19 protein-coding genes and 1 pseudogene are annotated in these 21,149 nt (G+C 62.6%); 5 read left to right on the plus strand and 15 right to left on the minus strand.

Translation table 11 applies throughout. The features are described 5' to 3' along the window. Positions 1-41: 41 nt before the first annotated feature. Entirely contained in the window at positions 42-419 is a 378-nt protein-coding gene (locus tag F3J45_RS02005) for a histone-like nucleoid-structuring protein, MvaT/MvaU family (protein WP_167056465.1), read from the plus strand. 67 nt (positions 420-486) lie between these two features. On the opposite strand, the gene F3J45_RS02010 is transcribed toward F3J45_RS02005, so the two are convergent. From F3J45_RS02010 to F3J45_RS02020, 4 genes are all read right to left on the minus strand, one after another. Further along, the gene (locus tag F3J45_RS02010) at positions 487-1,137 is read right to left on the minus strand and encodes a hypothetical protein (RefSeq protein WP_167056468.1); all 651 of its coding nucleotides are present in this window, start codon (positions 1,135-1,137) and stop codon (positions 487-489) included. A 150-nt stretch (positions 1,138-1,287) separates the two neighbouring features. Then, a complete protein-coding gene (locus F3J45_RS02015; protein WP_370526190.1) occupies positions 1,288-3,000 on the minus strand; it encodes a hypothetical protein in 1,713 nt (570 codons plus the stop codon). After that, complete coding sequence (locus F3J45_RS30260; RefSeq protein WP_255431949.1) at positions 2,978-4,339, minus strand: hypothetical protein; 1,362 nt, start codon at positions 4,337-4,339, stop codon at positions 2,978-2,980. Before F3J45_RS30260 ends, F3J45_RS02015 begins: the two co-directional genes overlap by 23 nt. A 32-nt stretch (positions 4,340-4,371) precedes the next feature. After that, positions 4,372-5,304 (minus strand): hypothetical protein, encoded by a 933-nt coding sequence (locus F3J45_RS02020; RefSeq protein WP_167056477.1) that lies wholly within the window; start codon positions 5,302-5,304, stop codon positions 4,372-4,374. A gap of 179 nt (positions 5,305-5,483) precedes the next feature. Here F3J45_RS02020 and F3J45_RS02025 point away from each other — a divergent pair. From F3J45_RS02025 to F3J45_RS02035, 3 genes and pseudogenes are all read left to right on the plus strand, one after another. Further along, positions 5,484-5,993 (plus strand): annotated as a pseudogene (locus tag F3J45_RS02025) (sigma-70 family RNA polymerase sigma factor); the annotation flags it as partial. Continuing rightward, complete coding sequence (locus F3J45_RS02030) at positions 5,993-6,931, plus strand: FecR domain-containing protein (protein ID WP_167056483.1); 939 nt, start codon at positions 5,993-5,995, stop codon at positions 6,929-6,931. The pseudogene F3J45_RS02025 and the gene F3J45_RS02030, both read left to right, overlap by 1 nt. A gap of 73 nt (positions 6,932-7,004) precedes the next feature. After that, positions 7,005-9,416: a TonB-dependent receptor gene (locus F3J45_RS02035; protein ID WP_167056486.1), complete on the plus strand. Its 2,412-nt coding sequence runs from the start codon at positions 7,005-7,007 to the stop codon at positions 9,414-9,416. A gap of 26 nt (positions 9,417-9,442) precedes the next feature. On the opposite strand, the gene F3J45_RS02040 is transcribed toward F3J45_RS02035, so the two are convergent. Both F3J45_RS02040 and F3J45_RS02045 read right to left on the minus strand, forming a co-directional pair. Beyond that, positions 9,443-9,958: a nuclear transport factor 2 family protein gene (locus F3J45_RS02040; RefSeq protein ID WP_167056489.1), complete on the minus strand. Its 516-nt coding sequence runs from the start codon at positions 9,956-9,958 to the stop codon at positions 9,443-9,445. Positions 9,959-10,230: 272 nt separating this feature from the next. Next, complete coding sequence (locus F3J45_RS02045; protein WP_167056492.1) at positions 10,231-11,343, minus strand: amidase; 1,113 nt, start codon at positions 11,341-11,343, stop codon at positions 10,231-10,233. Positions 11,344-11,535: 192 nt separating this feature from the next. On the opposite strand from F3J45_RS02045, the gene F3J45_RS02050 reads away from it, so the two are divergent. After that, positions 11,536-12,015 carry a MarR family winged helix-turn-helix transcriptional regulator gene (locus tag F3J45_RS02050; RefSeq protein WP_167056497.1) on the plus strand — a complete coding sequence of 160 codons (480 nt, stop codon included), beginning with the start codon at positions 11,536-11,538 and terminating at the stop codon, positions 12,013-12,015. 57 nt (positions 12,016-12,072) lie between these two features. On the opposite strand, the gene F3J45_RS02055 is transcribed toward F3J45_RS02050, so the two are convergent. From F3J45_RS02055 to catA, 9 genes are all read right to left on the minus strand, one after another. Further along, a complete protein-coding gene (locus F3J45_RS02055) occupies positions 12,073-12,570 on the minus strand; it encodes a flavin reductase (protein ID WP_167056500.1) in 498 nt (165 codons plus the stop codon). An 11-nt stretch (positions 12,571-12,581) separates the two neighbouring features. After that, positions 12,582-13,541, minus strand: a complete 960-nt coding sequence (locus F3J45_RS02060) for a PDR/VanB family oxidoreductase (protein ID WP_167056503.1) — start codon at positions 13,539-13,541, stop codon at positions 12,582-12,584. Between the two features lie 48 nt (positions 13,542-13,589). Then, positions 13,590-14,330, minus strand: a complete 741-nt coding sequence (locus F3J45_RS02065) for an SDR family NAD(P)-dependent oxidoreductase (RefSeq protein WP_167056506.1) — start codon at positions 14,328-14,330, stop codon at positions 13,590-13,592. A gap of 11 nt (positions 14,331-14,341) precedes the next feature. Continuing rightward, positions 14,342-14,821 (minus strand): aromatic-ring-hydroxylating dioxygenase subunit beta, encoded by a 480-nt coding sequence (locus F3J45_RS02070; RefSeq protein ID WP_240164499.1) that lies wholly within the window; start codon positions 14,819-14,821, stop codon positions 14,342-14,344. Further along, on the minus strand, positions 14,818-16,107 hold the full coding sequence (locus tag F3J45_RS02075; protein WP_370526191.1) for a Rieske 2Fe-2S domain-containing protein: 1,290 nt from the start codon (positions 16,105-16,107) through the stop codon (positions 14,818-14,820). Before F3J45_RS02075 ends, F3J45_RS02070 begins: the two co-directional genes overlap by 4 nt. Positions 16,108-16,118: 11 nt before the next feature. Continuing rightward, positions 16,119-16,481 carry an IacB protein gene (locus F3J45_RS02080; RefSeq protein ID WP_167056511.1) on the minus strand — a complete coding sequence of 121 codons (363 nt, stop codon included), beginning with the start codon at positions 16,479-16,481 and terminating at the stop codon, positions 16,119-16,121. 17 nt (positions 16,482-16,498) lie between these two features. Further along, positions 16,499-17,668: an indole-3-acetate monooxygenase gene (gene iacA, locus F3J45_RS02085; RefSeq protein ID WP_167056514.1), complete on the minus strand. Its 1,170-nt coding sequence runs from the start codon at positions 17,666-17,668 to the stop codon at positions 16,499-16,501. Between the two features lie 507 nt (positions 17,669-18,175). Then, entirely contained in the window at positions 18,176-19,507 is a 1,332-nt protein-coding gene (locus tag F3J45_RS02090; RefSeq protein WP_205300346.1) for a hypothetical protein, read from the minus strand. A 660-nt stretch (positions 19,508-20,167) separates the two neighbouring features. Continuing rightward, the gene (gene catA, locus F3J45_RS02095; RefSeq protein ID WP_370526192.1) at positions 20,168-21,106 is read right to left on the minus strand and encodes a catechol 1,2-dioxygenase; all 939 of its coding nucleotides are present in this window, start codon (positions 21,104-21,106) and stop codon (positions 20,168-20,170) included. Positions 21,107-21,149: the final 43 nt, after the last annotated feature.

The following is a 21,149-nucleotide window of genomic DNA, read 5'->3' on the forward strand; positions in this document are numbered from 1 at the left end:
TGCTTTGCCACACTGAGGGCTCTCAACCTCTAGGACACATCATGTCAACGCTCGCCGAATACCGTCACCTCGAAAAACAACTCAACAGCAAGCTTCAAGCATTGGAAGCGCTCAAGGTTCACCCCAAACTGCAGCGCGAACTTGAGTTCGAGCAAAAACTTCGCCACCTGCTTGCCGATTATGATTACAGCGCGCAAAAAATTGTTTCACTCTATTTGCCCGCGGTAGTTCCCAGCCCGCAACCCTTGGCTGCGCCTCAACCCAAGCGCCCCCGAAAACCTCGCCAAGCCAAGCACTATCGCAACCCCTATACCGGCGAAGTCGCCATTACCAAGGGCGGTAACCATAAAGTGCTGAAAGCGTGGAAACGCCAGTATGGGCCTCTTGAGGTCGAATCCTGGGTTTCCCGGTGGAGCTGATGGTGTCCAGCCCCAGGCCAGGAAGCACCCGCGTACGGTATGCACCACACGCGGGTAACCGGCCACTTCAATGCGGATAGTACGTGCGACCCGAGGCGATTTCGAAGCCTGGCATGCTGATAGACGGGCTGTGAGCACCCGGCAAGCGCCGCCACCATGGCATGCGCTGCAGCGGAATGTTGAAGGCGGCCCCGGTGTCGAGGTTCTTCATGAAACTGGCCCGCATCACATAAATGACGTTGTCGTAACCATACACCGGCCTGCGCAACACATCGGCCAACTGCTGCGCCGCACCACTGCGCCCGCCCTTGCAGGCCAGCAACACCATCGGCTGGCTGGCGGGCGTGCCCAGTTGCTGGTGCCTCGGGGCGATCTCCCGCAGCGCCACCTGCCGGGCGTTTTCCATGCGCCCTTGTGCATTCATCAATTTGCCGCCAGGCGAACCATGGGTTTCGAACGCGGTATAGCCCTGGCCCCAGACATTGCGGTGGAAGGCCACGTCGTTTTCCAGCCCCTCGCTGTACAGCACATCGGCATAGCCGCGAACGAACTTGACGGGTGACGGCGATTGCTGGGCCGGTGTCGCCCGCACCGGTGTGCTGGCCAGCCGGTGCAACAGCCTCGCAGCTTGTGGTGCCAGGGTCAGGGCTGAGCTGGCCAGCGCTGCGTTCATGGGTGAGCTGAGCACCGGCGTGGAAGCTGCGGGTGGAAGTACCATTGAGCTCACGTTCGCACAGCTGGCCGCTGGCGTTGTAGCGATACAGGCAAACATCCCTGCCGTATTCGGCGCACACCAGGCGGCCGTGGGCATCCCAGGCCAGGCGGCGGCCCAGGCTGTCGCTGCTAAGCCGCCCACAGGCGTCGTAAGTCAGCTCGATACGAGCAGGCCAACAGGGTGCGTGTGGCTGATGGCGATGGCTTGGGTCGGGTCTTGCGAGGCGTACCTGTAACGGGCGATGTCCTGGCTGCCGTCGACAAAGGTGCTGGTGACTTGCTGATGACCATTCAGGGCATTGAAGGTGAACCGTTGCTCGACGATCGGGTTGCCGTAGGGGTCCGCTGGCGCGGCATCGGTATTGGCCGTGTAGCGTACCAGTCGGCAGCGCTGGTCGTACTCGAAATGCTCTTGGCCGTGGGTGTCCCCGTGTTGCCAGGTGCGCGACACCAACTGGTCGAGCCCGTCATACAGTAGGGTCTGAAGGTAAGTCTGCTCGCCCTCACCTTGGTTCGTGATGAACCGCACTTGGTGCTCGCGCCCCATGCCGTCATAGCTCAGCGCTTTGATCAACTGGCGGCCATTGCTGAGGTCGGTCGTGGTCTGGCTGGCCAAGCGTGCCAGTGGGTCGTATCGCAACTGCGTGCGGACATCGCCCACCACCACCCTGCTCAGGCGCCCGAACGCATCATATTCACGCTCATGCTGGACACCTGCGGCGTCGACCAGGCTCAAGGGCAGGCCTCTGAGCGAATACTGCCACTGGCTGCTGGCGGCATCGCCATTGACCTCCCAGGTATCGCGCTGGACCAACCCGGCATTGGAAAACGCCCAGCGTTGTTGGCCTTGGGCGCCGTCGGCCTGCAGGGGCGTTGCAAGCGTGGGGTGATAAAGCAGTTGCTGCTGTGGCGCACCGTCGGCGGTGACGCTGAGCAGGGCATTGTCCAAGTCTGGGCTGTAGGTGTAGGCCAGGCGCTTGCCGTCGGCCAGCACATTGCTGCGCGGCGGCAGCTGCCCTGCCTGGTACCGGTAATGCGTGGTGTAGCCCCCCACGCTCACCGAGCGTTGTCGCCCAAGGCCATCGAACACCTGGCGGCCAAGCGTGATCGGTGTTGCCAGGGCTGGCGGGCTGGCACTGGCGCGCAGGGTAACGGCTTCAGGATGATGGCCGTCACTGTGGGGGGCATAGTGCCAATTGAGGGTGACACCGTCGGCGAGTTGCTGCTCGACCAGCCGTGAGAAGCCATCATGGCGTAAACCCAAGGTGCTGTGCGGCAATTCCCCAAGCAACAGATGTTGCCAGGTTACCCGGCCCAGCCCATCGTGTTCGAGCTGCACCTTTCTCAGCAACTGGCCAGTGGCATCGAGCCACCGGCATTCCACCACACGCCCGGCAGCATCGGCCAGGCTGACTTGCCGCGGGCCAAGCAGGCTGCCTGCCGCCTGCCATTGTTCGGTGCGGCGTGCGATCACATCGTGCCTGATGTGATGCTCGACTCCTTGCGCGCCGGTGTGCAGGCACAGGTTGCCCCAACCGTCGTAGCGATAGGTGCTGGTCAGGCACAGCGCCGGCCTGCGCTCGCCCAGCCAGTCCAAAGCCGTTTCGCCTGCCAGGCGGCCCAGCGCGTCGAAGCGGTAGTGGGTGATGTCGCGAAACACGTCGGGCGCATGGTCCAGGTCTTCCAGCTGCACCCGGACCGTGCGGCCATCGCCATCCAGCCATTGACGTTGGCGACGGCCAGTCACGTCTACCTGCTCGACCATGTTGCGCGGCCCCGCCTCGGCAGCCGCGCGTGCGTGGGCCACGGCATCGTTGAGGTGGTAGCGAACCAGACGCTGCTGTTCATGGGCGCTGCCCCTTGCCATCACGGTGTGGGTCAAACGCCCGGCCTGGTCGTAGGTGAAATGCGCGCAGGCTCCGTTGGCGCTGCGCTCCCAGGTGATGGCGCCGGTCACCAGGCAATGGCCAGTGCTGGAAGTCGCGCGGTTGAGTTCGTCGTCCTCGAAACCGATCACGCTGGTTTCGGTCACCAGGGTGTCGCCGTCGAGGCGGTAGTTGTGCTGGTGGCCGGTGGGCTTGCCCCCTAGCGTGGTGACCTGCTGAGCCTGGTAGCCATAGAAAGTGCCAGGTGTCAGGTTGTAGGCCAACTCGACCCGTTTCAACAGCACCCCTGCGCTGTTGTCCCGGCTTTCCTGGGCGGTAATCACTGCTCGTCTGATACAGGTTGTCCTGGCCTGCTTGATAGGCATGAGGCTGTTCACTGGCATAACCCAGGAAGTTATGGTCGCCCAACCAGTCGTACTGATGGTGCCTGTCATTGCCCGGCACCCCGGTCGAGTGCGTCCAACCGGTGATACGCGGCAGTGACGCCAGCGGGGAGCCAGCGGGCAACTGGTGGCCCTCACGGCCCTGGGCCCAGTGCAGGCTGTCGCGAGCGCCCAGTGGGCTTGTGCACTCGCAGGGCAGTAACAGCGTGTGCCCGCTTTCCAGCGTGGCCTGTTCATACTCGATGCACAGGGGCGTTTGCACGCCCGGTAGCTTGATCTGGGTAAGCGTGTCGTTGCTCAGGTGCAGCTCGATCTCGCTGGCCTGCGCCGTGCCGGGGTTGAGCGCCATACGGACCAGGCCGGGGCTGCGGTTCACGCTGAGCAAGATGCGTTGTTCGTCGCGCACACGGGCCAACTGAGGCGGGCCATCGGTGGCGGGCGACCAGTCGACGAACAGCTTGTCGCCCAGCGGCGAGTGTATTTCGTCCAGCACATAGCGGGGGCTGTCGCCATGCTGGCGCAAGAGCTCGCAATCGCCGCGCTTGTGGTCCAGGCGCAAGCGCCCGTCCACCTGCCGGCTCAGGCGCACGACTTCAAGCTTCTGATCCACCAGCGGCCAAGGCGCGCTGCCGCTGAGGTCGCTGGCCGACAGGTCAATGGCAAAGCGCTCGCCGCTGGCCAGGTTGAGCACGGGATACTCCGTGTCCAGGTCAACCTCTGAGACGTGCAGCGACCACCCCAGGCCATAACCCTTGTCAATGGCCGATGTGAGGGTGTTGAACGACAGGTTTGGCGACAGGCTGGGCCCACGCAACTGGTTGCCCGCTGCCAAGGGCAACGCCAGCGCCAAGGTAAATTGGCCGGTGCGTGGGTCTACCCCACACTTGAAGTGGTCGGAAAAATTAAACGCTTGGGTATGAATCTGCTCGGTTGACATAGGCGGCCGTTGGGGGGTTGTGACAGAGGCGGTCATTGACCGATGCGAAAGTCGATCAGGTTGCCCTTGGCAGCGGGCTGCATCTCGATGATGTGCTCGTTGCCCTGCTGGTCTAAAAGCCCCCAGCGGCTGATTCGGCGTATTTCGGGGTAACCCGGTTTGTCGTAATCGACGTTCAGCACCCGAATGAAGTTCATCGTCCCGGGGGTTCGGTTGATCACCACCTGTTCCCCGTAAGCCCGCCACGTGAACGTGGGGCCGACGGCAAAGGCGTAGTGAAAAAAACTGTCCGCCCGATAGGGGCCGCCCAGCTGCAACGCCGGCCGGTTGTCGACATAGCCCTCGTAGTATTCACTGGCACTGGGCGTGGCGTAGCAGCGGCTCTCGATGATTCGCAGGTTCGGGTCTTTGAAGCCCAGCGTGTACAGGTCGAGGTCGAAGTGGCCGCCTTCCAGGGGCTGGGCGGCCAAGTCATCGCGCAACAGCTCGAAATGTTCCTTGCCCAGGCGCAACGGGGGCACCGACTCTATCGTCACCGAAGACCTGAAGAAGCCCTCATTACTGACGAAACGTTCGCCGTCGGCCATCCAGATACTGGCGTACACGGTATCGAGGCTGCCTCCCGGGCGCTTGGAGCTGACGTAGAAACGCCGCCGCCGCGTCTGCCTGGATGCGCTGGGCAGCGTGGCGGGCAGAAAGCCTGAGGCACTGTGGTACTCGAAGCGCGGGTCGCGTTCATCCAGGGCGAACAGTTCACCGTCGAGGTGGTGCAGTTGGCCTTGGTCATCGATCTGCACCAGGCTGATAGACGCCATTTGCTGGTCGTCGAGCCTTTGCCCCTCGCGAGGCTCGACGGTCACGGTCACTTCGACTTCTTGATGACCGTTGGCGTACACACGGTTGGAATGCGAGGTGATGTCGACACGGAAACGGCGAAGCCACAGGTAGGCTTGGGGATTGCTCATGAAAGGCACCTTGGTTGGAGATGCCGCCATTGAGCCCATCCGCGAAGCATGATGGTGGGTGAATAACTACGGCCATGGCCACGGTAAAAGCAGCAAATGCCCCTCTACCCAGCAGCACGCCCTCGCATTGATATGAGAATAGTTATCAATTATTATTCTTCGCCTGTTCGGGGGGACACCGCGTGAGTGACGATTGGCTGGGGCTTTTGTACACAGAGCAAAGAAGCTGGCTGACGGCCTGGCTCTATCGCCGGCTGGGCTGCAACAGCCAGGCCGCAGACCTGGCCCAGGAAACCTTCCTGCGCCTGCTCACCGTGCAACGCAAGACCGGCGAAACGTTACCCCTGGAACGCCCGCGCGCGTATCTGGCAACCGTGGGCAAGCGGCTGGTCTGCGACTATTTCCGCCGCCAGTCGCTGGAGCGCGCCTACCTCGACATGCTCGCCACGATGCCAGAAGCCTTCAATCTGTCGCCGGAAGAGCAATGGCAAATGCGCGAGACGCTGCACCAGCTCGATGCCTTGCTCGACCAGATGAAACCGGTGGTGCGCCGGGTGTTTCTGCTGGCCCAGCTGGACGGCCTCACCTACCTGCAGATCGCAGCGCAACTGGGCATCGGTGAACGCACGGTCAAGCGCCACATGGCCAGTGCCTTCGAAGCCTGCATTCTGAATGACGTAGGCTTTTGATGCCCGCCCCCACGCCCATCAGCCGTGAAGTCGCCCGCCAGGCAGCGCACTGGCTCGTGCTGATGCACGAACACCCCCTGAGCACCGCGCAACAGCAGGCCTGCGAGCGCTGGCGGCAAACCGACCCTGAACATGAACGGGCCTGGCAGCGCATGCAACAGGTGCAACAACAGCTGGGCGGCGTGCCCACCGCCATCGCCCGGGGCACCCTGAACCGAGAGCGGCGCCAGGCCCTGAAAGCCCTGCTGGTGCTGGCCGCAATCGCCCCCGCCGGCTACCTGGGCTACCGCTTCGGTACCCGCCAGGGCTGGATGGCCGATTACCGTACCGTAGTAGGCGAGCGCCAGCAGATGACGCTTGCCGATGGCAGCATTATCAACCTGAACACCGACACGGCCATCGATGTGCGCTTCGATGCCGAGCAGCGGATGATTCGTCTGCTGCGGGGAGAAATCATGGTGAGCACTGGCGCTGACGCCCATGGCCGCCCCCTGCGGGTTATCAGCGAACAGGGCGTGATGCAACCCTTGGGGACGCGCTTCAGCGTACGCCAGTTCGAAGGGACGACGCAGCTTGCCGTGTTTGCCGGCAGCGTTCGCGCAACACCTTCAAGGGGGGCGCCACAGGTGGTCGAAGCCGGCCAGCAACGCCTGTTCAGTGACAATGCCTTCGGGCCATTGCGCAAGGCCAGCCAGCAGGCGGCGGCCTGGACGCTCGGGCAGCTGGTAGCCGATGACCTGTCGCTGAAGGCGTTCATTGACGAACTGGCCCGCTATCGCAGCGGTCGCCTGCACTGTGACGACGCTGTTGCGGGCCTGCGCATCAGCGGTGGCTTCCAGCTCGACAACACCGATGCCATCCTTGCCGCATTACCGACGACTTTGGCGGTCAAGGTGACCTACCGCACCCGCTATTGGGTGACGATCAGCAGAGCGTGATTTTTTTTGGCCCGTTTTCTTTCGGTGTCCGTCCTAGCTAGCAATCCGTTATCTCTTAAGGACACCTCGCTCCATGACGCACCCCTCCTTTCCCCGGTCGGCCCTGGGCAGTACGCTCGCCCTCTCGTTGCTTACGCTGGCCCTTGCCATGCAACCGCTGCAGGCCCAGGCGGATTCAGCCGCTCACCGCTACAGTGTCGAGCCCGCGAGCCTGAGCCAGGCACTGACCGCGTTCAGCGCTCAGGCCAAGATCACGGTGCAGTTCACCCCCGCCATGGTTCAGGGGCTGAGCACTGCCGGGCTTCAGGGCGACTACAGCGTGGACCAGGGCTTTGCCACCCTGCTGGCCGGTTCCGGGCTGGCCGCGGTCGAGCTTGGGGAGCGGGTGTATGGGCTGGTCAAGGTCAGCGCGGATGAAACGGGCGCGCTGACGCTGCCGGACGTGCATATCAATGGCCAGCGCGCAGACGGCTCGGCGGCGGCCGGTTATGTCAGCGAGAACATCAGCAGTGTCGGTGCACTGGGCGGCATGAAGCTGCAGGACACGCCCTACTCGATCAGCGTGACGTCCCAGGCGCTGCTCAAGAACCTGCTGGCGACTTCGACCGACGATGTGCTCAAGCACCACCCGTTCACCCAGCTTTATTCGCCCAAGAGTGCCGGGTACGCCAGTGCGGTGACCATTCGCGGTTTCGGTAGCTCGGCCAGCCTGAACATTGCCAACGACGGGCTGCGCTTCAGCACCCAGGCCGATGCTGGCAACTTCATCGAAGACACCGAGCAGCTGGAAGTGGTAACCGGGCTCACGGGCTTTCTGTATGGCCCGGCGTCTCCCGGCGGCTTGGTGAACTATGTGCTCAAGCGCCCGACCTACCAGCGCTACAACAGCGTCACGCTCGGCAATGCCGGGGGCGAAAACTACTACCTGCACGGCGACTTCGGTGGGCCCATCGACAGCGAAGGCAAGTTCGCCTACCGGCTCAACGTGCTGACGCAGGATGGCGAAACCGCCATCGACCTGCAAAAGCGCCGCCGGCACATGGTCAGCCTGGCCCTGGACTGGAACGTCAGCGACGACCTGCAAGTGCAGTTCGACGCCTCCCACAAAGAAAGCCGCACCAGCGGGCTGACCAGCTACTGGTACTTCGCCAACCAGGCCTTGCGCCCAAGCGCCGCGTCCCTGCACACCGACAAACTCTACAGCCAGCGCTGGGCGTTCTCCGACAACGTTACCGACAAGGCCGGCGTGCGCGCCAAGTGGCGCCTGAACGATACCTTCAGCCTGCGTGCAGCCTTCGCGGCGCAGCAATACACCCAGGAGTACACCTACACCGGCCCGCAGGTCGATGCGCCTGGAAAATACACGCAACCGCTGTATGCGTTCGCCCCGCTCGATACCCAGGAATACTCTGGCTACCTGTTCCTCGACTCGCAGTTCGCCACAGGCCCGCTGGAGCACAAGGTCACCCTGGGTTACCAGGGCAACAGCGCGCGCAGCCTGATGTACCAGGACCATATCCCGAGCCAGCAATACACCTCGGTCACCGGCTCGGCCATCTCGCTGGACAGCCAGCCGCAGGTCAGCCAGCCAGCTTATTCAATCGGCCATGGTGCGCAGCACATTTCCAGCACCACCGACACCCACAACCTGTTGGTTGGCGACATCATCACCTTCAACGAGCAGTGGTCGACGATCCTCGGCGCAACCCACACCCAGATCAGCGCCTACAACAACGACTTCGTCTATTCGGCCATCCCGCGCAAAACGGAGTACGACAAGCGCACAACCTCCCCCAACGTCTCGCTGATCTACAAGCCCGTGCCCTGGTTGACGACCTACGTCACCTATATCGAAGGCTTGCAAAGTGGCGGCGTAGCCCCGGCCAGGGCGATCAATGCCGGCAGTGCCCTGGCGCCGCAAATCAGCAAGCAATACGAAATCGGTGCCAAGGCGACGCTTGGGGAAACACTGGTGACCCTGGCCCTGTTCAACATCGACAAACCCAATGCCTACACCAACGCCTCGCGGGTGTACGTTCAGGATGGGCGCCAGGAAAACAACGGCCTGGAGTTCAGCGTTACCGGCAAGGTCACCCCGCAGTTGACACTGGTCAGCGGTTTCTCCCTGATCGACCCTGAGGTGAAGAAGGGTGCCACGGCGGCGAACAATGGCAACGCGCCGATCAACGTGGCCAAGCAAATGGCCAAGGTCTATGCCGAATACGATGTGGCCTCGGCGCCAGGCTTGGCCATCACCGGTGGTGCGTTCTACACGGGCAGGCAGTACACCGACGAGGCCAACCACTACAGCCTGCCGTCGTTCACCACCTTTGATGCAGGCGCACGGTATCGGTTGCCGCTGGGCGACAACAACCTGACCCTGCGCATGAACCTGAGTAACCTGACGGACAAGAAATACTGGCTCAACAGCAGCTACCTGGGCGATCCACGTACCCTGGCGTTCTCGGCGCAGCTGGAGTTCTGACTTGGCCTGGAGCCAGTTGCAGCGGGCTACCCCCTGTCAGGCACCGGCAGCGCGGCATCACTGTTCCAGGCCGTGACCGGGCGGCTGAACAGGTTTTCGGTCTGGAAGTGCGCCATGCGCCACTGCTGCTCTTCCAGTTCGAAGCGCACCGTCAGGCGTGCGGCGTTGAGGTGGGAGGCACCGTCGCTGAATGTGCTGGTCTGGAGCATTACCCAGGTTGCCTGCCCTTGGTGGCCATCGACTTCGATGACCTCGCTGGTCAGGAAGTGCACGTTGAGGGCGAAGTGTGCGGGTGTCTTCATGTAGGTGGCGAACATCGCCCTGATGGCCTCGCGGCCACGGTAGCCACCGAAGCTGGACGCGTATTTGGCGCCCTTGCCTTCCCATACGGCGTCGCGGGTGAACAGTTGCGCCAATTCTTCCAGCGGCGTGGTGGCATCCAGCGCATCGCACAAGGCCATGTAGCGGTTGATGCAAACCCGGATGGCTTGCTGGCTTTCAAAGCGGCGCAAGCGCTCGCGCAGTTCGGCAATCTCGGTCATGGGCAAGGTCCTATGGAGAAATCGTAACCATCTGATTTAAAACATATCTTTGTAGGAGCGAGCGTAGCTCGCGATGGGGCGCGCAGCGGCCCCAAGGTTGCAGCTTCGCGGCTCATCACGCCGGGGCTGCTTTGCAGCCCATCGCGAGCTGCGCTCGCTCCTACCAGGTGCAGCGTGCGCGCTTGAAAACGCAATCTGGCGCCTCGCGATGGGGCGCGCAGCGGCCCCAGGGTTACCGCTTCGCGGCTCAACACACCGGGCTGCGCTCGCACCTACCCATGGATGTTCTGCAGCAAGCGTTCGGCAACGGCCAGCAACTTTTCATCGGCGCCTTTGGCGCCGATGAGCTGCAGCCCCACCGGCAGGCCCGCCTCGCTGCCCAATGGGATGGTCAGTGCGGGATGGCCGGAGAGGTTGAAAGGCCGTACCAGCGACGTCATGCCGAGCACAGCCCGTGTATCGCCAGCGTCTTCGATACGCAACGGAAAATCCGGCATGGTTGGCAGCGCCAGGACATCGAATCGGGTCAACGCAAGGTCCACCTCCTCGGTGAAGCGCCGCCGCACCTGCTCTGCCTCGGCCAGCGCCGTGTCGGTCGTTTGCCCCGCCGCTGCCAGCCGCCCGGCGATATCTGCGCCAACATTGCCGGTTGCCAGAAGATGGCCACAGGCATCGAAGGTTTCACGGTTGATGACCACCATGCCGGCATCGTAGGCCGCACCGAAGTGCTTGAACTCGACATTGCCAAGGCTCAGGCCACTGGCAGTGAGTGCGCCATGCACAACCTTCTGGATCGCCGCCTCGGCGGTTACCCGAAGCACCCCCACCCTGGCTTCACGCGGCACTTGGGCCGGTACGAACGTGGGGTCGATCAGGGTCATGGCACGCACCAGCATCGGCAAACTTGCGGCGAACGGCCCAACGCAGTCGAGGCTGGTGCGGCTGGGCATCACGCCTTTGCGGCTGACCCGGCCAAAGGTAGGTTTGAAACCGAACACCCCACAGCAGCAGGCTGGAATGCGCACCGAACCGCCCGTGTCGGTACCCAGGCTGAAATCAGCCAGGCCAGCGGCAATCGCCGCCGCCGAACCACTGGACGATCCGCCAGGAATCCGCCCAGGGTACTTCGGGTTCATGGCGGTGCCGGTGTAGTGGTTGATGCCCGTTGTGCCGAACGCCAGCTCATGGAGGCTCACCTTGGCCGTCAAGCGGGCACCGGCGGCCAGCAGGTTGGCCACCACATCAGCATGCTGCGCGGCCAGCGGCGCCTGTTCGAGCGATTTGCTCGATGCCCGGGTTGCGGTCCCGGCGACGTCGATGGTGTCCTTGACAACGACCCGCAGGCCAGTGCCACCCAGGTCAAGGGTTTCAACGATAATTGTCATTCTGAGCCGCCCTTTTCATGAATGAGCGCCGGAGCAATCCGGCGGGTGACACAATTAATATTCACATGAAATGTCAACTGAATATTCCAATAAAATCGCGCTGCAAATGCCGATTGCCAGGGCCCTTGAAGATGGCCAAATTCGCTGAACCGGCTATGATGGCGCGACTATTTCCGCACACGTAGTGACCCCATGAGTAACTCGAAACCCAAAGGCCATGCTCACCACGACCCTGCCAGCGATGAATTTCGCAAGGAAGATTTCCCGTTTTACTGGCTCGCCCGCGTTCACGGGCGTTACACCCAGAACATGGAACGCCTGCTGAAGAAGGTCGACCTGGACGTGCCCCGTTGGCGCGTGCTCTGGATCCTCAACGAGAACGGCCAATCGAGCATTTCGGAAATCTCCACCCACGCCATCGCCAAGCTTTCCACCACCACCAAGATCGTCTACCGAATGAAAGACGACGGCCTGGTCGAAACGGCCCCTAGCCCGGAAGACGGCCGTGTCACCCAGGTGCAGATCACCGAGCAAGGGCTGCTGATGATCGAACGCATGCAGGACGTGACCCGCGAGCTGTTCCAGCGCAGTTTCAAAGGCCTTACGCAGGCTCAAGTACAGCGCCTGAACCAGATGCTCGAAGTGGTGTTTCACAATCTCGACACCTTCTAGGGCCTGGGAAAAAAAACCCAGCGAGCCACTGGGCGAAACGGCAAGCCTGTTGCGCGGTCAGCAGGCCTTGGAGGCGTCTCCAAGGCGATGGTAGGCACGGTTGAAATAGACCAACCCATCGTCGGCGCCACCGTGGCGAATGTCCTGGATCTCGCAGTAGAAAATGCTGTGCGAACCCACTTCGTGAACCTGGGCGATACGGCAATCGAAATTCACCAAGGCCTCCTGCATCACCGGCGCCCCGCTCTCCAGCACCGTCCAGTGCGTGGTGGCGAAGCGTTCGTCCATGTTCAGGTTGCGGTTGGCGAATGCGCCCGACAACGCCTGGTGGGTACTGGCCAACACGTTCACACACAACGCCTTGTTGGCCTTGAACTGCTCGTTGGAGTACGAAGACCGGTTCATGCACACCAGCAAGGTGGGTGGCGAATCGGTGACGCTGCACACGGCCGAGGCCGTGAAGCCGAAGCGCCCGGCGGGGCCATCGGTGGTGATGACCGACACGGCGCCACCGAGCATCGCCATTGCATTGCGAAATTGGGTTACGTCTACCATGGTCGTTCTCCTCAAATATCCAGCACCAGCTTGTTGGACTTGGCGCGCGAGCAACACACCAGAATCTGGTCGTTGGCGGCCTTTTCTTCGTCTGTCAGGTACACGTCGCGGTGATCGGGCTCACCTTCGAGCACTTCGCACATGCAGGTGCCACACACGCCCTGCTCGCAGGAAATGTCGATCTTGATACCGACCTTGGCCAAGGCATCGAGAATGCTCTGCCCTTCGGCAACCTGAACCGTCTTGTTGCTGCGCGCAGCAACCACTTCGAAACCGCCACCACTGGCGTCCACCTCCACCTGGAAGTACTCCTTGTGGATATGGTCTTCGGCATAACCCTGCTGGCGCGCGCCAGCCATTACCCAGTCCATGAAGCCTGCCGGCCCACAGGTGTACAGGTGGGTCCCGGCGGTACCGCTGCCCAGTACTGCAGGCAGGTCCAGGCGCTGGGCAGAATCCTCGTCGTCGAAGTGGGTGACCACCCTGGCGCTGAAGGGGGCATTGGCCAGTTCATCCAGGAAGGCGCTGTGGGTGCGTGAACGGCCACAGTAATGCAGCTCGAACTCGGCGCCCTGCCGATGCAGCGAGAACGCCATGGCGATCATGGGCGTGATACCAATGCCGCCCCCGAGCAGAAGCGTACGTTTGGCGTCGGTGGCCAAGGGGAACAAGTTGCGCGGCGTGCTGATCTGCACCTCACGCCCCTCCTGCATGGCCTCATGCACGCCCAGCGAGCCGCCGCGCGAGGCGGGGTCCTTCAACACCCCCAGCCGATACACCGAAGGATCAGCCGGGTCGCTGCACAACGAGTACTGGCGCACCAGGCCAGGTGCAACATGGATATCCACATGGGCACCCGCGTCAAAGGCCGGCAGCGCTGCGCCGTCGGCACGGCCCAGGTCCAGGACGACGACATCGGCCCCTTGGATTTCGCGCTTGCGCACGACTACATTCAACAGTTCTTCTTTCATGGCGGTGTCTCGTATTACATCGCGGGCGCCCCGGCGCCCGCGGAAAATTCAACGCATGAACAGCCCGCCGTTCACGTCCCAGGTCGCCCCAGTGGTGAAGTAGGCTTCAGGCCGCGCCAGTTGCACGATCAGTTGGCCGAGGAAGTCGGCATCGCCCAGCCGCTGCACCGGGATATTGGCCAGCAGCCCCTCCATGCGCTCAGCCGGAACCGCCGCCCGCACCGCGGGCGAGTCGATCGGCCCGGGCGCAATGGCATTGACGGTGACACCACGGCTTGCAAACTCCTTGGCGAAGATCTTGGTCAGGGTGACGATCGCCCCCTTGCTCGCGGCGTAATGAGCGCCAGTGGCGGTACCACCGTTCTGCCCGGCCAGCGAGGCCATGTTGATGATCCGCCCGTAACCGGCCTCGGCCATGTGCGCACCCAACACCTGGCACCCCAGGAACACGCTGCGCAGGTTCAGGCCGACCACCGCGTCGAACTCCTCCGGCGTGATCTGCATCAGCGGCGTGGTCTTGGTCACCGCCGCGTTGTTGACCACCACGTGCAAGGCACCGAAGTGCTCCAGCACCTGTGCCAACGCCTGCTCGAAATCGCCTTTCGAAGCCACGTCGAGTTTTACCGCCAGCGTGCGCCCGCCAAGCCCCTGCAACGCCCGGGCGGCGGTTTCGGCCAGCGCCAGGTCACGGTCGGAGACCACCACATCGAAGCCTGCGGCCAGAAGCTGCGCGCAGAAGCGCTGCCCAAGGCCTTGCCCGGCGCCCGTTACCAATGCGACTTGGTTCATGAGCACCTCCTTCAAAGGATGTAGCCGATACCGGCGAGGGTATCGTCGCTGTTGATAAGGCTGATCACCTTGCGGTGAATCTTGAAACCGCCTTCGCCGCGCACCAGGGTGTAGGTCAGGTCGGCGCTGTAGTGCTTGAGGCTTTCCTTGCGGAACTCGCGAATGTTCTGCGCAGCGCGCACGGTGACGTTGACGCCGTCGTCACCCAGCACGCGGATACGCGAGATCGTGCGCACGGTGCGTGGCTGCGGGCTGGTCGAGATCGACTCGCCGCCGATCAGCCGCTGCACGCGCAGGCCGCGCATGTGGTGGTCGTCGTAGGCGTAGTTCAGCGTATTTTCGTAGTCGGTTTCCTTGGGGTCGATGGGGATGATGTACGTCCCTTTCGCGGTCCACAGGTTGAGCCAGGTGTCGTACTCGCCGTGGTCGAGCATGTCGCCTTCCTGCCAGATGAAGGCCGTCACTTCGTTGAACAGGTTCAGGTTCATCATTTGGCCTCCGCGGTCATCATTTTCTTCCACTGCTGGTACGCCGCACGCATGCCGGTTTCGGCACTGACATCGGACACCAGGCCATCAGGGGTGGGCTTCTCGCCGGGCAGGCCACGGTTGAGCATGATCCACAGGTTCTCGCCGGCGTTGGCGCCTTTCTGGACCCGCTCCCAGGCCTCGGAATCGTCCGGGGTGCCGAAGCCCATCGGGCCCTGGAAGTGCTCATGCAGGCGCAGGCGGTAGCGGTTGGCGGCGGCCGGGCCGCCGTCCATGGTGATCACCGAGTGGTGGATTTCGGTTTCGCTCACCGAAATCGGCTGCAGCACGCGGAAGAACGCCATCGAGCAGGCCACGTTGGGGAACAGGTTGAGGTTGAAGCCCGAACCCCCGACGGCGCGCACGATACGGCGCACCTGCTGCTCCTCGATGCCTTCGTCACGCAGCTCGGCGGCCAGGGCTTCGAAGCGCTCGGGGATCGGCTTGTCCAGGTCCGCTTCAAGGTCCACCAGCTCGGGGATCATCACCATCACGCTGTGGCCATTGCCCAGGTCCTCGACGTAGCCGGGGCCTTTGACGAAGTCGAACAGCTCCAGGGTTTGCTCGTCGACCGAGGACAGGAAGCTCTTGTGCACCAGCGGGAAGTGGTAGGCGTCGGTGGTGTTTTCCAGCTGGATCTTCCAGTTGCCAGGGAAGCGGAAACGGTGCTCGCCCGGCACCTTGATGCCGTAGCCGGCGCCCTGTTTCATGAACAGGTCCATCCATTTCTTCGCGGCGCCGAGGAAGTCCTGCAGCGGCTCGATGTCGTCCTTGAAGGTGGCGAAGACCATGCCGGCGTAGCTTTCGGTGCGCAGGCTGACCAGGGGCAGCTCGGCCTTGTCGATGCAGTCGCCGTAGCTTTCCGGGTGCGGGATGCCACGCAGCGAGCCGTCCAGGGCATAGCCCCAGCCGTGGTAGGGGCAGACGAAGCTGTTGGTCTTGCCCTTCTTGTGCTCGCAGACGGTGGCACCACGGTGGCGGCAGCGGTTGAGCAGCACATTGATGCCTTTCTTGCGGTCGCGCACCACGATCACCGGCTGCTTGCCGATGTAGGTGGTTTTATAGCTGCCGGCGTCGGGCACTTCGCTTTCGTGGGCGACCCAGATCCAGGTGCTGTGGAAAATCTTGTCCAGCTCGGCGTCGAACAGCGCCGGGTCGGTGTAGAGCGAGGTGTGGACACGGTCGGCCTGCACCAGCTCGGCTGGGTCGACTGCCAGGTTGATGGCGGGAATCAGGTTGGTCACGGGAATATCTCCTCTCGTTAGGCGCGCTGGATAATCAGTTCGCGGCCGACACGGGCCTCGACCTTGGCATAGCGCCACAGCTTGAACGGCCCCTCGCCCACCGCCGTGGTACGGAACAAGTTGCAGGCGGCATGCACGGTTTCGATGTCTGGCACGTCGGCCAGCAGGTAGGTGGTCCAGGGGAAGCCATCGGATGGGCCGACCATGCCCTGGTCGTCATCCATATTGCCGAGCACGTTGACCCCGGCCAGGTCATGAATGCCGTTCCACATCGCGCTGAAGGCGGCCCACACCTGCAGTTGCTCCTCACGCGGGGCATCGAAGAAGTTCTGGTTGATGCCCATGCAGAACAGCACGCGCAACGCTTTCTTATCGCTCATTTCAGTCGTCCCGATAGTTACAGGTAGCCCGGAAGGGGCTGTTTGCCGAAGAACATGGCTCCGGCGTTCTGGTAGGTGACATCGCCCATGAAGGCGTGCTGGGTAACCACTTGCGCGTCGTTGACACAGCGGGCCAGCGGGCTCTGGTTGTAGATGCCGGTCATGCCCGAGAGCATCTGCGCGCTGCGCGCCACCTCGGCAGCCACGCGCGTGGCGTGGGTGGAGGACAAACGCAGCAGATTGGTGGCCTCGACCGGCACCGGGTCACCCGCCAGCACGTGCGTCCAGGCTTGCTCGATGGAGTCGTAGAAAAAGGCCCGCGCTGAACGCAGCGCAGCCTCGGCCTTGGCCACATCGACCTGGGCCAGAGGGCGGTCTGCCAGCGCCGGCGCGCCGGTGACCGAAATCCGCCCGCTGGCCATGCCCGACAGTTCATCCAGCGCAGCACGCGCCACGCCCAGCCCGACCACCGACAGCACCTGGGTGGCCAACGACAAGGACGGGTAGCGGAACAGCGGTTCATCGAGGTTGGATTGGCCACCCCGAACGAACGTCCACTCCTCGCCCACCACGACATCCTCGACCACCACGTCGTGGCTGCCGGTGCCCAACAGGCCCACGGTGTCCCAGGTGGCCTCGATGCGCGCCTGGCTGCTCGGCATCACCGCCAGGCGCGGCAGGTCCAGCTTGTCGCCGTTGCGCGGGGCAATGCCAACGCCAATGATGTCGGCGCCCATCGAGCCACTGGAGTATTTCCAGCGGCCGTTGACCTTGAAGCCGCCGGTGACGACCTCGGCAGGTTGCGGCGGGAAGATGCCACCGGCGAACACCGTATCCGGGCTCTGCTGGTAGATCTTGGCAATGGTTTCCAGCGGCAGCGCCGCCAGGTAGACCGGGCTCATGCCGAAGCTCGCCACCCAGCCTGCGGAACCGTCGGCATGGGAGATGCGTTCGATCATTTCGCAGAACTGTGCAGGCGAGCATTCCAGGCCGCCGAACCGTTGGGGCACCAGGGCGCGGTACACGCCATGGGCCTTGAACGCATCGATCACGTCTCGGGAAAGGTGGCGCTGACGATCGAACTCGCCCAGTCGGGCACGATCTCGAACACCTTCAAGCAAAGCCTCGAAGGCTGGACCAGAGGCAAGCGCCGACACAGGCGCTGCACGCAGGCATAGCGAATCCATAGAGTTTCTCCGTCTCAGGCACGGTTGGAACGAGGGGCAGGAAGGGAAATGCCGTACCCCTTGGGGGAACGGACGCTAGCGATGATCGGTTGAGGTGTGGCCGTGTTTTCGATACGAACGCACGCACCACTTTCGCTGAAAGGGGCTTGAACAGGCGGCATGGCATGTCTCTCTTGTTGTATGTGCCGATGGCCAAAATTTGCGATTATTTACGTGAATTGTCAATTGATTATTCACGCGACATTTATTGTAAAAATCCCACCCGATAAAATACTAATGATTATTGTTAACCAGTCTATATCATTGATTTTAAAAGGATTTATTGATTTATATATTTCCAAATTCTGATTCGACCTAGCGCGAATGGTTGTAAAAAACGTCCGATAAACGAACGCTTTGAGCAGGCCGATTGTCTGCGAATAAAATCGCTCAGAGCACAAACGAAAACGCATGGCAGAGCTGCCCTAGCCTCTGCCATGCGTTCAGGATCGGGGCTGCGGCCCCGCGTCAGAAATGAGTAGAAATCACGAGCGCCGTGTAGACATTGAGGTTGCTGTCGCCGGCCTGGAGGCCCCCATGCGCTGCGTCTTTCTTGGGGTCGTACAACCCAAGCATCGGCGACACCACCACGTTTGGCGTCAGCGTCCAGTCCAGCGTCAGGTCGAGTTCGCGGCCGGAGGTATCTGGCGCACCATTGGGGCGATGCGTACGGAAATCGTAGGCCAGCACATTCAGCGCCAGGCGCTCATGTGGCTGGGCGCGCCAATAGAGATGATGGATCGAGGTATTGGCCCCGAATGGCCCTGCGTAGTTCGCGGCCACCTCCCCCTGGAACCAGGTGCCGTAGCCCCGGGTGAAGCCGTAGAGCAGGGAGTCCCAATGCGCGCCGTATTCGGTGTAGCGGTAACCCAGGGTCTGCTGCCAGGGCAAGCTTGCGAACGTCCATGCCGCCTCGACGTAGCCTGCCTGGGCATTCCCGCGTCGGGTGTTCTGCCAGCCGAGTTCAGAGGACAGGAACAGCTGCTCGACGCCGGCATTTCCAGCCGCCCGGATACTGTACACATCCATGCCGTCACGGTCGGCCTGTGCATCGACGGCGAACTGCTTGTCGACCCCAAGGCCATGCAGGTAGGTCAGCCCCAGCGTGCCGGCAGCGCCGGTGTATTCAAGCGTGGAAAAGGCCATCTCGACCTTGGCCTGGATCGGGTTGTCGGACTTGAACCAGCCCAGTGAGCCGTGCAAGCCCTGGTCACCCCCGAGCTTGACCCAGAGCGTCTGATCGAACGCCCGCCTTGGCGTGATGTAGTACCCGCCACCGCGGTTGTACGCATCACCGGCCAGGCCACGCCCGGCGCTGATGCCGTCGCCGGCCACGATGAAACCATCACCGAGCAACACCGCCTGACGCCCGGCCGAAATCTCGATGCCATCCTGGCCCAACACGGGGAAGAGATCCGCCGAACGCCAACCGGCGTAGGCTTCTTCCCACTTGTCTGTCCGCTCACTGCCATTGGTGAAGCCTGCGGCATCGCCATCGCCCCAGGTAGCCGATGCAACTCTGTTGGCCTTGCCGAAGACGGTTCCTACGCCATCACCCGTGAGGTTGCCGCTGAACCCGTATTTCACGTAGCCCTCCTGCCAGCTGGAGTGACCCGCCTCGCGGTTACCCCAAACCTGGTAGTTCTTCTGGCTGTGAAAAGCGCCCAGCACGGCATCCAGATCCAACGACAGCTTGGTGTCAGGCCCATCGACCAGCTCGAATGCCGGTACCGCACAGCACCAGAGCCCACCCAACATGCATACAGAGCGCCCCAGCGCAGTACCCAGATACGATTTCATGGCAAAGCAACTCCCTTGGCGGACCGCAGGGTCGGCCCGCCTTTTTGTTGTTATTGGCGAATGTGTTGTCACGAGGCCAGCAGGGTTGCAGGCCATGCCAGGTTCGATGGCGTGGGAGGATTCTGGCGCAGGCAGCTGGCTGTGGATTGGTCATGCCTGACAGCGTTTTGCATATGGTCGCCACAGCCGTGAAGCTACACCTCTCAAGGCAGGCGCATGGCAGCCCTGACCGGCGCTTCAGCCGTTTGGGGGTATTTTCACATAGGGCATTAGATGGACCGGGGGCATGACAGGAGATTGTGTAAAGGCCTCCGGGTGATCGCCAACAGATTTTCAGCGCCTGTGAGATCGAGCGCCGCCCGCGCGGCGCTTCGCGAGCTGCGCTCGCTCCTACGTTTGTTTCGGGCCAGTGGGAACAGGGGCATTTGCGCGCGAACGCTTTGGCGCATGGCGTAACATCGCGCCGTACAAACAAGGCGGTCGCGCGCGCATTTCACAGGCATAACTGGCCCAAACAAACGTAGGAGCGAGCGCAGCTCGCGAAGCGCCGCGCGGGCGGCGCTCGATTTCACAGGCGCTACACCTCTCAAGGCAGGCGCATGGCAGCCCTGACAACGGCATCGCGCCCTGGCTCGATTCACCTAAATCCAAGCGCGTGAATCAGGCATCCTGCAGCGCCCGCGGGCGGTGGCTGCGGGCTTCGGCCGCTGGCGCCTGGGCCGCCTGCAGGTGGAAGTCGAACGCCAGCTCGGCAAAGCGATCGCCCTGTAACCCACGGTCCCGCGCGCTAGCCGCATCGTCAACGAAGCGCAGGTCACCGATCAGCCCGTCGCGGGTGGCATAGGCGAAGTCATCCCACAGGTACTTGTCACCGGCGAAGTTGATCTGGGTGGTCAGGTGGCGGTGCCCCGGCGCGGAAATGAAGAAATGTACATGGGCCGGACGCTGGCCGTGGCGACCGAGCAGGTCCAGGCATTGCTGAGTCGGGCCTTGCGGATCGCAGCCATACCCCGACGGTACGATGGAGCGTGCGCGGTAGCGGCCCTGGGCATCGGTGATGATCCGGCGGCGCAGGTTGTACTCGGACTGGGTCGAATCGAAGTAGGAGTAGGTGCCGTGGGTGTTGGCGTGCCAGAGGTCGACCGTGGCCCCCGCCAGCGGTTTACCTTGGGCATCGAACACTTGCCCTTCAAGGAACATCACCACGCCCGGATCAAGGCCGTCATCCATGCGCGCCTCGCCCTGCGCGATGGGCGCACCGGCCACGTACAGCGGGCCTTCGATGGTGCGCGGGGTGCCGCCACTCAAGCCGGCCTCGGCATCCTTGGCCTCCTGCAGCAGGTCGATGAAATGCTCGATGCCCAGCCCCGCCACCAGCAGGCCGGCTTCATTGCGGCCGCCCAGGCGGTTCATGTAGTCGACGGCGTGCCAGAACTCGTCCTCGGTGATTTCCAGGTCTTCGATCAGGCGCGCGGTGTCGTTCAGCATACGCAGGATGATCTGCTTGAAACGTGGGTTGCCTTGGGCATGGCCCAAGCCCGCCACTTCATTGAAAAAAGCCTGGATCTCGGCAGTTTGAGAGATTTTCACGGTCACGATGCTTACCTCGAATTGTTGTTGTCAGGTATCTGGAGCGCTGAGC

Source organism: Pantoea sp. Ap-967, from assembly GCF_011752565.1.
Taxonomy (GTDB): Bacteria; Pseudomonadota; Gammaproteobacteria; order Pseudomonadales; family Pseudomonadaceae; genus Aquipseudomonas.

Excerpts from the sequence above, each read along its gene's own strand:
- F3J45_RS02005 (WP_167056465.1), top strand. The coding sequence starts at position 42 with ATGTCAACGCTCGCCGAATACCGTCACCTCGAAAAACAACTCAACAGC.
- F3J45_RS02010 (WP_167056468.1), bottom strand. The coding sequence starts at position 1,137 with ATGGTACTTCCACCCGCAGCTTCCACGCCGGTGCTCAGCTCACCCATG.
- F3J45_RS02015 (WP_370526190.1), bottom strand. The coding sequence starts at position 3,000 with ATGGCAAGGGGCAGCGCCCATGAACAGCAGCGTCTGGTTCGCTACCAC.
- F3J45_RS30260 (WP_255431949.1), bottom strand. The coding sequence starts at position 4,339 with ATGTCAACCGAGCAGATTCATACCCAAGCGTTTAATTTTTCCGACCAC.
- F3J45_RS02020 (WP_167056477.1), bottom strand. The coding sequence starts at position 5,304 with ATGAGCAATCCCCAAGCCTACCTGTGGCTTCGCCGTTTCCGTGTCGAC.
- F3J45_RS02030 (WP_167056483.1), top strand. The coding sequence starts at position 5,993 with ATGCCCGCCCCCACGCCCATCAGCCGTGAAGTCGCCCGCCAGGCAGCG.
- F3J45_RS02035 (WP_167056486.1), top strand. The coding sequence starts at position 7,005 with ATGACGCACCCCTCCTTTCCCCGGTCGGCCCTGGGCAGTACGCTCGCC.
- F3J45_RS02040 (WP_167056489.1), bottom strand. The coding sequence starts at position 9,958 with ATGACCGAGATTGCCGAACTGCGCGAGCGCTTGCGCCGCTTTGAAAGC.
- F3J45_RS02045 (WP_167056492.1), bottom strand. The coding sequence starts at position 11,343 with ATGACAATTATCGTTGAAACCCTTGACCTGGGTGGCACTGGCCTGCGG.
- F3J45_RS02050 (WP_167056497.1), top strand. The coding sequence starts at position 11,536 with ATGAGTAACTCGAAACCCAAAGGCCATGCTCACCACGACCCTGCCAGC.
- F3J45_RS02055 (WP_167056500.1), bottom strand. The coding sequence starts at position 12,570 with ATGGTAGACGTAACCCAATTTCGCAATGCAATGGCGATGCTCGGTGGC.
- F3J45_RS02060 (WP_167056503.1), bottom strand. The coding sequence starts at position 13,541 with ATGAAAGAAGAACTGTTGAATGTAGTCGTGCGCAAGCGCGAAATCCAA.
- F3J45_RS02065 (WP_167056506.1), bottom strand. The coding sequence starts at position 14,330 with ATGAACCAAGTCGCATTGGTAACGGGCGCCGGGCAAGGCCTTGGGCAG.
- F3J45_RS02070 (WP_240164499.1), bottom strand. The coding sequence starts at position 14,821 with ATGATGAACCTGAACCTGTTCAACGAAGTGACGGCCTTCATCTGGCAG.
- F3J45_RS02080 (WP_167056511.1), bottom strand. The coding sequence starts at position 16,481 with ATGAGCGATAAGAAAGCGTTGCGCGTGCTGTTCTGCATGGGCATCAAC.
- iacA (WP_167056514.1), bottom strand. The coding sequence starts at position 17,668 with ATGGATTCGCTATGCCTGCGTGCAGCGCCTGTGTCGGCGCTTGCCTCT.
- F3J45_RS02090 (WP_205300346.1), bottom strand. The coding sequence starts at position 19,507 with ATGAAATCGTATCTGGGTACTGCGCTGGGGCGCTCTGTATGCATGTTG.